Origin of the sequence: Aeromonas sp. 602396 (genome assembly GCF_049173735.1) — a bacterium.
In the GTDB taxonomy this organism is placed as follows: Bacteria; Pseudomonadota; Gammaproteobacteria; order Enterobacterales; family Aeromonadaceae; genus Aeromonas; species Aeromonas veronii_A.
In genome coordinates, this window is sequence record NZ_JAAKSD010000004.1 from 158,842 (window position 1) to 171,773 (window position 12,932).

9 protein-coding genes and 1 pseudogene are annotated in these 12,932 nt (G+C 56.7%); 6 read left to right on the forward strand and 4 right to left on the reverse strand.

Annotation, left to right across the window (positions count from 1 at the left end; genetic code table 11):
- The first annotated feature begins 308 nt into the window (after nucleotides 1–308).
- Both G5229_RS07580 and G5229_RS07585 read left to right on the forward strand, forming a co-directional pair.
- Complete coding sequence (locus tag G5229_RS07580) at nucleotides 309–1,280, forward strand: TAXI family TRAP transporter solute-binding subunit (protein ID WP_005339950.1); 972 nt, start codon at nucleotides 309–311, stop codon at nucleotides 1,278–1,280.
- Between the two features lie 103 nt (nucleotides 1,281–1,383).
- Nucleotides 1,384–3,939, forward strand: a complete 2,556-nt coding sequence (locus G5229_RS07585; RefSeq protein ID WP_421208897.1) for a TRAP transporter permease — start codon at nucleotides 1,384–1,386, stop codon at nucleotides 3,937–3,939.
- Between the two features lie 75 nt (nucleotides 3,940–4,014).
- Here G5229_RS07585 and pmbA read toward each other — a convergent pair whose 3' ends face one another.
- The gene (pmbA, locus tag G5229_RS07590; RefSeq protein WP_216979642.1) at nucleotides 4,015–5,358 is read right to left on the reverse strand and encodes a metalloprotease PmbA; all 1,344 of its coding nucleotides are present in this window, start codon (nucleotides 5,356–5,358) and stop codon (nucleotides 4,015–4,017) included.
- Between the two features lie 78 nt (nucleotides 5,359–5,436).
- Here pmbA and G5229_RS07595 point away from each other — a divergent pair, with 78 nt between their 5' ends.
- Nucleotides 5,437–5,991 carry a hypothetical protein gene (locus G5229_RS07595; RefSeq protein ID WP_421208898.1) on the forward strand — a complete coding sequence of 185 codons (555 nt, stop codon included), beginning with the start codon at nucleotides 5,437–5,439 and terminating at the stop codon, nucleotides 5,989–5,991.
- A 485-nt stretch (nucleotides 5,992–6,476) separates the two neighbouring features.
- Here G5229_RS07595 and G5229_RS07600 read toward each other — a convergent pair whose 3' ends face one another.
- From G5229_RS07600 to G5229_RS07610, 3 genes and pseudogenes are all read right to left on the reverse strand, one after another.
- Entirely contained in the window at nucleotides 6,477–6,905 is a 429-nt protein-coding gene (locus G5229_RS07600; RefSeq protein ID WP_421208899.1) for a hypothetical protein, read from the reverse strand.
- Nucleotides 6,895–7,731, reverse strand: a complete 837-nt coding sequence (locus G5229_RS07605) for a hypothetical protein (protein WP_421208943.1) — start codon at nucleotides 7,729–7,731, stop codon at nucleotides 6,895–6,897. Before G5229_RS07605 ends, G5229_RS07600 begins: the two co-directional genes overlap by 11 nt.
- Nucleotides 7,732–7,767: 36 nt before the next feature.
- Nucleotides 7,768–7,986, reverse strand: a pseudogene (locus G5229_RS07610) (PAAR domain-containing protein); the annotation flags it as partial.
- A gap of 564 nt (nucleotides 7,987–8,550) precedes the next feature.
- Here G5229_RS07610 and G5229_RS07615 point away from each other — a divergent pair.
- From G5229_RS07615 to G5229_RS07625, 3 genes are all read left to right on the forward strand, one after another.
- Nucleotides 8,551–8,763, forward strand: coding sequence for an Hha/YmoA family nucleoid-associated regulatory protein (locus G5229_RS07615; protein WP_024941646.1), 213 nt, complete (start codon nucleotides 8,551–8,553; stop codon nucleotides 8,761–8,763).
- A gap of 13 nt (nucleotides 8,764–8,776) precedes the next feature.
- Nucleotides 8,777–9,349: a recombinase family protein gene (locus tag G5229_RS07620; protein ID WP_017779893.1), complete on the forward strand. Its 573-nt coding sequence runs from the start codon at nucleotides 8,777–8,779 to the stop codon at nucleotides 9,347–9,349.
- A gap of 2,351 nt (nucleotides 9,350–11,700) precedes the next feature.
- Nucleotides 11,701–12,471, forward strand: coding sequence for a hypothetical protein (locus tag G5229_RS07625; RefSeq protein ID WP_421208900.1), 771 nt, complete (start codon nucleotides 11,701–11,703; stop codon nucleotides 12,469–12,471).
- Nucleotides 12,472–12,932 lie beyond the last annotated feature (461 nt).

Genomic DNA, 12,932 nt, shown 5'->3' on the forward strand with positions numbered 1-12,932 from the left:
TGAATGATCGAGGTCATGTTTCTCAAGATTAAACTCCGTGATTTTGCCATTTCGTTTGATTTATGTTGGGTGAATGTGCTTAATCGGAGTGCTTGCAACTTTTTATTTGGCCCCTCAGGGGCCAATTTATCTTCGACCGACAGGAGGTCGGTAGCCTCACCACAGGATGAGGGTGACCGCCGGAAAAGGGGGCAATCAACTCCCCCGCTTTCGCGCAACGAGAAGAGCGGGCAAGCCCGGCGCAGAACGGGATTGCCATCAATTTATCCGGGGATCGGATAAACAAAATCAAAGAAAAGGGAGAAAAAATGAAAGGATTAACTTTGGCATGCGCCCTGTCGGCGGCTCTGGTCGGTGTTTCATTCGGTGGTCCGGTGCAAGCGCAGGAGCGCTTCGTGACCATAGGCACCGGCGGTCAGACCGGCGTCTACTATGTCGCTGGCCAGTCCATCTGCCGCTTCCTCAATCGCGGCGCCGCCGATCACCAGATCAAGTGCAACGCCCCGGCCAGTGGCGGCGGTGTTGCCAACGTCAACGGCATCCGCAGCGGTGAGTTCAACTTCGGCATCATGCAATCCGACCACCAGTTCAAGGCGATGAAGGGGCTGCCGCCGTTCCAGGCCGAAGGGGCCATGGACGACATGCGCGCCGTCTTCTCCCTGCAGAGCGAGGTGTTCACCATCCTGGCTCGCCGCGATGCCAAGATCGCCAGCTTCGACGACCTGAAAGGCAAGCGCGTCAATATCGGCAACCCGGGCTCCGGCCAGCGTGATACCATGGAAGAGATCATGGCGGTCAAAGGCTGGAAGAAGGGTGACTTCGGTCTGGTCTCCGAGCTGAAGCCGGCCGAACAGGCCTCCGCCCTCGGTGACAACAACATCGACGCCATGAGCTACTTCGTCGGTCACCCGAACGGCGCCATTCAGGAAGCCTCCACCACCACAGATGCAGTACTGGTACCTGTGACCGGTGCCGACATCGACAAGCTGCTGGCCGAGAAGAGCTACTACAGCAAGGCCGAGATCCCGGGCGGCATCTACAAGGGCAGCGACAAGCCGACCCCCTCCATCGGTGGCAAAGCGGTGCTCTCCACCAGCGCCAAAACCGATCCGGAAGTGGTCTATCAGCTGGTCAAGTCGGTGTTTGACAACTTGGATCGCTTCAAGCGCCTGCACCCTGCCTTTGCCGACCTGAAAGAGGCCGACATGATCAAGGTGGGTCTCTCTGCACCGCTGCATGAAGGGGCTGCCCGCTACTACAAAGAGCGCGGCTGGCTCTGATTAAAGGCCCCGGGGCCTTTGTCACTCTCTTCGACACCCGTCTGCCGCCTGATTGCGGGGGCGGGTGTCGCTCTTGTTGTACTCGTTGGCACAAGTTAACCCTATGCAAGATAAACAACTATCTACCGAGGAACTGATCGCCCAGGATGTGGGCGCTCGCCTGCCGCTGGGCCCGCTGGGCTGGATCATCACCACGCTGGCGCTGGCCTGGTCCCTGTTCCAGCTCTGGATCGCCTCGCCACTCCCCTTCATGGTGGGGTTTGGCGTACTCAATGACACCGAAACCCGCTCCATTCACCTCACTTTTGCCCTGTTGCTCGCTTTTCTGGTGTTCCCGGCGTTTCGCTCCTCGCCGCGGGATCGGGTCCCCCTCGGTGATATCGCCCTCGGTCTGATCGCCGCAGGCGCCGCGTCTTACCTGTTCGTGATGTATGAAGCGCTGGCGCTGCGTCCCGGCACCCTCACCACCGCCGATCTGGTGACCGCCTGCATCGGCATTCCGCTGCTGCTGGAAGCGGCGCGCCGCGCCCTGGGGCCAGCACTGGCGGTCATCGCCATCGTCTTTCTGATCTACAGCCTGGCGGGCCCCTGGATGCCGGGACTGCTGGCACATCGCGGGGTAGGTTTCACCGCGCTGGCCAACCACCAGTGGATCACCACCGAAGGGGTGTTCGGCATTGCCCTTGGCGTCTCCACCAGCTTCGTGTTCCTGTTCGTGCTGTTTGGCGCCCTGCTGGAGCGTGCCGGTGCCGGTCACTACTTTATCCAGCTCGCCTTCAGCCTGCTCGGTCACCTGCGCGGCGGCCCGGCCAAGGCAGCAGTGGTCGCCTCCGGCCTGACCGGTCTGATTTCCGGCTCGTCGATTGCCAACGTGGTGACCACCGGCACCTTCACCATCCCGATGATGAAGAAGGTGGGCTTCAGTTCAGAGAAAGCGGGGGCGGTGGAAGTGGCCTCCTCGGTCAACGGCCAGATCATGCCACCTGTGATGGGGGCTGCGGCTTTCCTGATGGTCGAATACGTGGGCATCCCCTATGTGGAGATCATCAAGCACGCCTTCCTGCCTGCCACCATCTCCTACATAGCGCTGCTCTACATCGTCCATCTGGAGGCGCTGAAACTGGGCATGCAGCCCATCGGCAACCATCAACCCAAACCCTGGCTGCGTCGCCTGACCGGTTTTGCCTTTGGCGCAGCCCTCATCAGCGGCCTGTCACTGGCGGTCTACTATGGCCTCGGCTGGCTCAAACCTGCTCTGGGTGACTACGCCCTGCCGGGGATCTCGGTACTGCTGGCTGCCGCCTATGTGGCCCTGCTGAAGATCGCTGCCAGCAATGAACCGCTGCCTGCTGAAGATCCCGACAAGCCGCTCACCGAGTTGCCCAACACCCGCGCCGTGCTGCTCTCCGGCCTGCACTTCCTGCTGCCGGTGGTGGTACTGGTGTGGTGCCTGATGGTGGAACGCCTCTCGCCGGGGCTGTCGGCCTTCTGGGGGACCGTGATGCTGGTGATCATCCTGCTGACCCAGCGCCCGCTGCTCAACTGGCTGCGCAAGGACGGCAAGCACGACTACGGCACCGTCGCTGACGGCGTGGTGGATCTGCGGGAAGGGCTGGTCGCCGGTGCCCGCAACATGATCGGTATCGGCATTGCCACCGCCACCGCGGGGATTATCGTGGGTGCGGTCTCCCAGACAGGGGTCGGTCTGGTGCTGGCGGATCTGGTGGAGTTCCTCTCCATGGGCAACCTGCTGCTGATGCTGCTGCTAACCGCTCTGCTGAGCCTGATCCTTGGCATGGGGCTGCCGACCACTGCCAACTACATAGTGGTCTCCAGCCTGCTGGCACCAGTGGTGGTGACGCTGGGGCAGCAAAACGGGCTGATCGTGCCGCTGATCGCGGTGCACCTGTTCGTCTTCTACTTCGGCATCATGGCGGATGTGACGCCGCCGGTGGGGCTGGCTTCCTTCGCGGCTGCCGCTGTCTCCAAGGGCGATCCCATCAAGACCGGGATCACGGCGTTTTACTACAGCCTGCGTACCGCGGCGCTGCCGTTCCTGTTTATCTTCAACACCGATCTGCTGCTGATCGACGTGGACTTCGCCCACGGGGTGCTGATCTTCATCGTGGCGACCATCGCCATGCTGATCTTCGCCGCCGCCACTCAGGGCTGGTTCCTGGTGAAGAGCCGCTGGTACGAAAGCGTGCTGCTGTTGCTGGTCGCCTTTACCCTGTTCCGCCCGGGTTTCTGGATGGACATGGTGCACGACCCCTATCGCGAGACCCCGCCTGCCCAGCTGGCCCAAACCATGGGTGAAGTGGAGGCGGAGAGCACCCTGCGGCTGCGGATCCTCGGTGAAGATGCCGTGGGCAAGCCACGCAAGTTCACCCTGCTGGTCGCCGTACCGGATGGGGCAAATGGCGAGGAGCGGCTGGCCAATCTGGGGCTGAGCCTCTATGAGCAGGATGGCAAGACGCTGATCGACAACGTCGCCTTTGGCAGCCCGGCCGCCACCATGGGGCTGGAGTTCGATCAGGAGATCCTCACCGTCAAGGCGCCCACCGATCGCTGGCGCAAGGAGTGGATGTGGATCCCGGGCTTCCTGCTGTTCGGGGTGATCGTCTGGCTGCAGCGTCGCCGCAGCGTCAAGGCCGGTTAATCCGCCAGGCAAATAAGACAGAGGGCCGCGATTGCGGCCCTCTTTTTATGGATATCGATCTCGCTGCAGCGGCGATCAGTGACCCGCCAGCTTCATATTCTCTACCAGCACCGAGCCGGTCTTGAGACTGGAGCGCTCATCCTCGTCACTACCCACCGCCACGATATGACTGAACATCTCGGCCAGATTGCCGGCGATGGTGATCTCCTCGACCGGATAGGCTATTTCGCCATTCTCGACCCAGAAACCGGCAGCGCCGCGGGAGTAGTCGCCATTGACGATATTGACCCCCTGCCCCATCAGCTCGGTCACCAGCAGACCGGTACCCATCTCTTTCAGCATGCCCTGAAAATCCTGGCCGGTATTGGAGACCTGCCAGTTGTGGATGCCACCGGCATGACCCGTGGTGGTCAGCCCCAGCTTGCGCGCAGAGTAGGAGGTAAGCAGCCAGCTCATCAGCTCGCCGTTACGGATGATATCCATGTCGCGGGTACGCACCCCTTCGCCATCGAACGGGGTACTGGCGAGCCCGCCCAGCAGGTGGGGGAACTCCTGAATGGTGAGCCACTCTGGCAGGATCTGCTTGCCCAATTTGTCGAGCAGGAAGCTCGACTTGCGATAGAGGTTGCCACCGCTGATGGCCATCACCAGATGGCCCCACAGGCCGGAGGCAGTATCGGGGTGGAACAGCACAGGGGCATGGCGGGTAGAAATCTTGCGGGCGCCGAGACGGGAGACGGTACGCTCCACCGCCTCGTCGGCGATGCGCTGCGCGCTCCAGAGCCCGTCGAGGGAACGGCTGGAGGAGTAGCCGTAATCCCGCTGCATGTCGCCATCCTGCTCGCCGATCAGCACGCAGCTAAGGGAGTTACGCGACGCCGCGTAGCCTTTGACGAAGCCGTGGCTGTTACCATAGACCTTGATGCCAAGATGGCTGGAGAAACCGGCACCGTCGGAGTGCTTGATACGGATATCGCGACCCAGAGCGAGTCGTTCGCACTCGATGGCCAGATCGATGCCGCGCTGGGGATCCAGCTCGATTTGGTGACACAGTTGCAGGTCGGGGGCATCCCAGGCCAGCAGCTCGGCGTCCGCCAGACCGGCGCAATCATCCGCCGAGGTGTGGCGGGCAATCTCGATGGCCGCTTCAACGGCGGCACGAATGGCGGGTTTGCTCAGATCGGTGGTCGAGGAAGATCCCTTGCAACCATCGCGATAGACGGCGATGCCGAGGGCGCCATCCTTATTGAATTCAATGCTTTCTAGTTCACAACCCCGGGTGTTCACCGACAACCCGGTCTGCTTGCTGATGGAGACTTCGGCCAGCGAGGCGCCCAGTCCTTTGGCTATCTCCAGGGCTTCGGCAACCACGGCCTCGAGATGGGCTTGATCCTGGCGGATTTGGTCTTGCTGATCCACTACCATTTACGTAAAACCTTATAAATCAATTGGTTAAGTGACTGCTCATAGTGTTTTTCATACCATGAGGCAGACCAAATGGCATCCCCCATTCTACAACACAGCGATCAGCTTGTCGCCACCATAGCCAAGCAGCCGGTGTCCACCTTCGGGACCCACTACACCAAGGAAGTCGCCCTCTTCATCGCACGACACCTAAACAAGGCCCAAGGCTGGGCTGCGAGTCTCTACCTGCGGACCATCGCTAAGGGTATCGGTTGCACCACCCGCACAGTCCGCAACTCCCTCCGCCGTCTGGAGTCCATCGGCTTCTTCAAGACAGAGTTCCGGAGGCACGACCAGATAGCCAACTGGAATCTGGCCTCTGTGTACCGCATCGGGTCGGCACTCCTAGCCCTTTTCCGTACCCCCAGCACCAAGCGTCCGGCTAAGTCTTTGACTTCTTCTAAACAGAAACAAAGTAACAAGGATCACGCTCCCGTTTCTTCGTCTGTGGGTAAGTTCACCATGTTCGACCGCAAGCGAGTCACCAAGACACCGGAAGAGTGGGAAGCCAGCCAGAAGGCCAGCCAAGAGCACAACAGGAGCTCCTTAGAGAAGCTGAAGGCTCTGTTCGGGAGGGGGCAACCATGAAGATCACGTTCGACGTTGAGCGCATACAGGAAGCCCTAGCGAACCCCAAGCAATCCGGACTGGATTACATTGATTTGGCAGTGCTGTCCACTTGCCTAGAGCTGGCTGGGAGTTCCAATCACTGCGTCCTCATTGACGACACACGGGCACCGAAGAAGAAGCGGAAGCCAAGGCCGAATCGTATCAAGCGGAGTAAGCGGAAATGATGACCGAGCGTAAAATGCTGGTGTGCGTGGAGGCTGGGCTAGGGGTAGCTGAAGGCCAGGAATTTCCTGTGCTGGGAGAGAATGGGTGCGTGTGGGAGATACTGCTGGGCGGTGAGTACCGGAAGGTGAACAAGCGGTCTGGCCGTGTTCAGGGCTGGAGGACAGGCCCGAGGTTTGGCTATGTCTACTGATCCATGCACATCGAAAAGCGCTCCTACGTGAAATCTTAAGGTCTATCTCTACCACAAGGGCCAAGATTTCAAGCAGGAGCGCGGCTAGTTATTCCTTACATAGCTCAGGGGTTGCGGCAAAAACATGTGCCCCACCTCTATAGCCTGATTGGTACTCTTTTGCACACTCAACATACCCTGCGGCATCAAGACGCTTGCTCAGGTAGTAGCGGGGAGCAAAACCAAGCAGGAATAATGTAATGACGCTCACAGGAACCAACATACCCCAGCTACTTTGTACGGGAGATTCCACACCAGCTAACAATTGCCGAATCAAGTGAACCGAGTGCCACAAACAGAATGGCACCAAAACTAAGATCCCCGAGTATGCGAAGTAAGACCTCAATGCGATCTTCTCTTCTAGTGGCATGAACGGGGCCAGTAGAATTTTCCACATACCGAAGATGCTGAAGCAGTAGAGCACTACACCCCAGATCGACAATACCAGCAGAGCCCTTAAACGCCCTTTATGGCTCATGCTTGATGTTCTCCTTCACCCATTCGTTGAATTTCTCCGTGAACCGCATTTCTTGGTCGATAACGTTTAATACTTCACCAAGACCAAAAGATACCGCGACAAATGTCACACCTGTTGCAACTGCGGGAACTGCTGATGCTATTCGAGGAGCCGCGACCAACATGATCCCAGTAACAATCAGGGCTTTGATTATGTCGGATGATGTGTTGCCAATGAAGTCCCTGAAATCCGCATCATCCCTGACTATCGTATCCACTGCGTTACTGGCAATAGCGAATGTCACGTCTACCACGACACCCATTTTGATGACAGAACGTGTGCCATGTGTGCCAAGACCAAGCCGGATCACATTGGGATTGCTAGCTTTCCAAATGTTGCCTGCTACAAGTGTTTTTAAGTGCTTCTTGTAGCCCTTGATAATGACGTAATCCACCCCTTTGATGTTCTTGGTGTAAGCCTGAACCCCTAGACCTCCAAGTCCCTTGGCAAGAGCAACGCCTTCAAAGGTGGACTTAACCATGTCGTAACCGGTCTTGCCGTAGCTCAGAGTGTCTTTTCCGTTCTTCTCGACCCACAAATTCGTGTAGAACTCATTGGCCTCATGCAAGCTCATGATCGCTACATCAATCACGTTTTGGGTGTAAACAACCTCAAGCTCTTTGCCTTGGGCGAAATCATACGGGGGCCAATAGGCGTTAGCAGCATCAATTGTCGGGGCTGAACTGGGAGAGGCTGGAGTTGAAGTCGCGGATGAAACGGGAGACGCGCTAGCAGCTCTTGCTGAAGCTCCGCCCCCTTGAGCACCACCGAAGGTACTACCTTGCATGGCTATCACTCTGTTGCTGCCAGGTGGACACCCACAAGCTACAACATCGTTATGCAAGGCAGCAGGGCCAGCGGGGAGATCTATTGTGCGTGGGCCATCAGGAACTATAGGGCCTTGGCCTTGTTTGCATTGGGGGCAACTAGCCATCTGGCCTATTGAGGTGAAGATTTTACCCTCGACCAAGATCCCATCATTGCCTTCCAAGACAACCCCGCCCGTTGTCGTGGGAGCGCCCTTCTGAATTACATTTTGCATGTTCAACTTCCTGCCTTAACTACTGGGGAGCAGAACACACTACAGGGAGGGGCTTAAATGAAGCCACACGGACAAATCCGAACGTGACAGTAGAAGACGTAGCAATAGAACCTTTGAGGCTCTGGTCACATTTTGCATGTGGGGCAGGATCCTTCGGTAAATTCTGGAAAAAATCTGAACGCCCTCTTCAGTGATTTAACGCCCGCGATTTCCCCCCGTCCCCCCCCCCCCCACAAGAACCAGCCATTAGACAGCCTTCCCGTCCTCTTTCTCTCTCTCCGTCCGAGCGCCTGCCTGCCCCTCTCCTTGTCCCTGCCCCAAACCATCCTATTGCTAACACACAGGCGAGCATCTGCGTCTTCCTATTGCCTCCTGCTGTGTCTCTCTTCCCGCCTCTTCGTCCCATTGAGGTATACCCTAATGAACTTCTTTCACACGGGGGTATTGACTGTCTCATTTATGTTTCATAATCTAAGTCTCATAGGATTTAGACATTAATGTGACAGCGTGACACCGACAAGACTCACGTTGAAGCAATAGGAAGAAGATGAAGGAGATTTCCGCATGAATGACTTGGTTATCAGGCTTCGCCGATTCAAGGACAGGAAGTCACTGGATAGAGTCGCCCCAAGGATGCTTGATAAGGCTGCTGCTACGGGCTTCCAAGAGGAACTGAAGGTCATCGCAGCGATTGACCACCGGCAAGCAGAGATAGCTGCTGGAAAGCATTACGACGCGGGGAAAGTCCCTATGACAGCTTGGGCATTGGTGGATTGAGTAGGAGAGAGTGATGGGACAGGTTATCGGTTATGCGCGTGTGTCATCTGTCGGTCAATCGCTGGATGTTCAACTGGATAAGCTGACAAAGGCCGGTTGTGAGCGTGTGTACCAAGAGAAGGTATCAGGGACCAGCACAGATGGCCGTGAGCAACTAGCCGAACTCCTGCGGTATGTCCGAGAGGGGGACGATGTGGTGATCACCAAGCTGGACCGTCTGGGCCGTTCTCTCGCTGACCTGCTGGACATTACGGAACAACTGGAAGCCAAGGGCGTGACCCTGCGTGTACTGGACCAGAACCTAGAGACGACGACAGCCCAAGGGAAGCTGATGTTCACCATGCTGGGTGCCTTTGCTGAGTTTGAGACGGCTCTACGCAAGGAGCGCCAGATGGAAGGGATCGCCAAAGCTAAGGCTGCGGGGAAGTACACAGGCAGGCCCAAGAGTATCGACGAGGATGCAATCAAGGCGACCCTGCTGGAAGGCGGCAAGTCCCTACGGGAAATCGCTACGCTTCATGGAGTCAGCCGAGCAACTGTCCATCGCCTATCAACAAGGATGCGAGAGGATGGGGAGCTGAGTTGATCGAGTGTGTCTATCGGTTGAGCCTGGGACCATCGAAAGGATCAATCACTGGGGCTGTCCCAACGTACATTAGGGAAAGCTAATTTACCCTGACCAATAGAAAGAACTGATCGAGTGACCCACTTTGATCGAATCTTTCAATCGACCCCCGAGGCTGTTCACCGCGACACCTTGGGGGTTTTTCGTTTGGAGACGCTGGGGCCGACTCTGGGCTTGTTCGTCTGAGTGCCCCTGTTTGTTGTCCCGAGGACTACCCGACGACTCCCCGAGGTCCATCCCGAGGCCAGCATTCCCGACGACCATCCCGACGATAACCAACGGAACACATACCGATTACATCCGGCATACAACCAGCAGTTAAAATCTCTAATAAACACAAATGCGGCGGATGATTATCTCGAAAAGATACCATCTTTTAGCAGACAATAAACCCTGACCATTGAATGAAATGAAAGACCGGTCCCCTCTCTCTCCTTCCCTCCGCCCGTCCCTAAGACTATCTATAAGACATCTATTAGATACCCTAGATACTATCTCTCTATACACTACTTACTATAGGTATCTTTAAGACTACCCGAGGACACACTAGGACTATCCAAGGTCTACCAATCGACTCCTTCAGGATGGCCCACGGGCTGTCCTGTTGTCGCTTCCTCCAGACTTCCCACTGACCATCCCCAGGACAACCGAGTGACAACACAAGGACAGATAGCTAGTAAGGATGATCAAGCGAGAGTATCCGTAGGTTGAACATAGCAAGTTCCTTATGAGGCTCAAAGGGATGACCTTATGCAAAATGTCCCAAGGGCAAATTGCACAACCCAGCGACTGACCTTGGGGCTGGAGAAAAATGGCCTATGGGCAAAAATCTCCACCCAGCGTCTGACCCGAGGATCACCTGCTGCAAACTGCGGATTCCGCTAAATGCAGCACCCTGCGACTGACCTTGGGACTACTCCAAAAATGCCCCGAAGGCAAAAATGGAGTACCCAGCGATGGACCTTGGGACTGCCCGAAAATGCCCCGAGGGCAAATCCGGCCACCTCCCAGCGACTGACCCGAGGACCGGTCGAAAATCCTGAATCAGGGAATCCGACCACCAAGCGTCTGACCTTGGGACTGTCCGAAAATGGTCCCAGCCCAAATCCGGACACCTCCCAGCGTCTCCCTCCGCTCTGCCCTTTATCGCCTATCAACATTGTCCATCCAAGCAAGGGAAGGAGAGGGAGTTATCTAGAGGTAATCTGTAGGTACTTATCCTGTGGCCCCTATGCACAGGGAAATCCGGAAGGGGGTCTGGAGGGGTACAAAAATGGCTGAAGCCCAAAACTGTACCCCGAGGTCTGTCTGGAGGGGTAGCCAAACGCCACAACGGCTTTTGGACACCCCGAGGTCCGTCCGGAGGGGTACAAAAATCCTGAATCAGGAAAATGTTACCCCCGAGGTCTGTCCGGAGGTGGTGCGAAATGCTGTGACGACATTTAGCACTTCCCCCAAAGGTATGCCCAGCCGTGTCCAAACGGTGGATTTCCCTTTGGACACCCCCGAGGTCCGTCTGGAGGTGGTGCCAAAAGAGAGTTTGTCTTTTAGCACCGCCCCGAGGTCTGCCTTGCGATACGCCGAAAATGCCCCTTGAGGCAAATCCGGCGTATTCCCGAGGCCCATCCTTCAGGTTCCGGAAAATCCTGAATCAGGGAAAACCGGAAGAGGTCCTGAGGACGACCGCGAAATGTCCCAACGGCATTTGGCGGTGCCCGAGGACGACCTGAAGCCGCCTTGGGATAAATGCCCTTGAGGCAAAAATCCCAACCCCCCGAGGACGGCCTGAAGACGCACTGGTTGAAAATCGGGATTCCCGAAAATCACCCACACCCTAGGTCAGTCCCTATGTTGTCCCGAGGATAGCCCAGCGTCTGCCTGCGCGAAAAACCTGAATCAGGGAATCTGCGCCCCCCCCCCCCCTGCGTCCACTTACCGAAAATGCCCCGAGGGCAAATCCGGTAGTCCCCCTGCGTCTGCCTTACCGAAAATCCGGAATCCGGAAAATCGGTAGTCCCATGTGACCCTTACCGAAAATGGGGAATCCCCAAATCCGGTAGCCCCATGTGACCCTGAGCGAAAATGGCCCGAGGGCAAAACCGCTCACCCCTGCGTCTGCCTGCGGAAAAATGCCCTTGGGACAAATTTCCTCACCCCAGCGTGTGTCTGCGCAAAAATGGTCCAAGGACAAATCTGCGCACACCAAGAGTTGATGACACTGCCTTATGGGTGTCATCAAGTATTGCGTCGCACATGCCGCTTTGGTTTAATTTAAATCAATAGATGTCACAACCATAAGGAGAAGTCATCAAATGACCAAAAAGCAACCACGCCTTCTACCCGCTGGTACTGTGCTCACTACCGAGGGGAAAGACAAGATCCTGACTGGAAAGCTCCAGCGCGACATCGTGTGGTTCCTATCCGATAACTGGCAGCCCTCGATGAAAGACTTGCTCGATTTCATGCGCCGAGTACACGGGACGCCACGCCAGAACGTATACCGTACAGTGAAAGCCCTTGAGAAAAAAGGAGTGCTGCTGACAGTACAAGGAGCGAAAGGATCGACGGAGATCTACCATGCCATTGAAGTCAGCAACGAGGGAAGTTTTGTAGTGCATGGAGATGTAGAGGAACACTTCAGGCCCGAGAGCAAGGCCCCAGGTGGTGCCGTCGTAAGTAACCTTGATTTCGTGGCGGCAATCCGGAAAGCCTTCGACGAAAAGAACCCTTCAGGGGTATTCAAGACGCTGAAAAAGGCACGCAGCGATTCTGGCCGCTGGTTCATCGTGTCGTTTAACAAGCCGTCGCTCTACACACTCGCAGCAAATGCCTTTCACCGTCGCGTCGATCTTTTAGGGCTGTTGGACGCCTTTGGAATCAGCGGCATCTATGACTTGGTGGAGCAAGCAGCCCGTGGAGCATGGCAGCCATTCTTCGACACCCTGAAGAAGAACAAGGTGATCAGCTACCACGACTTACCAGAAGGCCGTGTGATGGTCTGGGACGCCCGTCGCTGGGCAGTCTATAGCGCCCGTGTGATGCAGCAGCGGGAAGCGATCATTCATTCCTGGGAGACCGAGTGATTAACAGGGGGTCCTGAAAAGAGAGTCTGTCTTTTGGGGACCCCCGCGTCAGACCCGAGGACGTCCTTGCGCACTGTGTAAAATTGCGGATTCCGCCAAATTACTCACCCGACGCCAGACCCGAGGACATCCTTGCGCACTGTGTAAAAATCCTGAATCAGGGGAACTACACACCCAGCGTCCACCTGCCCGAAAATCCTGAATCAGGAAAATCGGGCACCCTTTCGATCCCCCTGCCCGAAAATGCGGATTCCGTAAAATCGGGCACCCTCTCGATCCCCCTGCCAAAAATGCGGAATCCGCAAAATTTGCACCCTCTCGATCCCCCTCTCGCCTCCCTCCGGATTTCCCTGACCTAAGAACGTATGAGGACGCTCCAAAGCGCGTAACTCAAGGACCAGCCCGTGGGGAAACCTGCGGGCTCCCTTTCTCTACGTCCTGACTCCCTTTCCCTCTTTCTC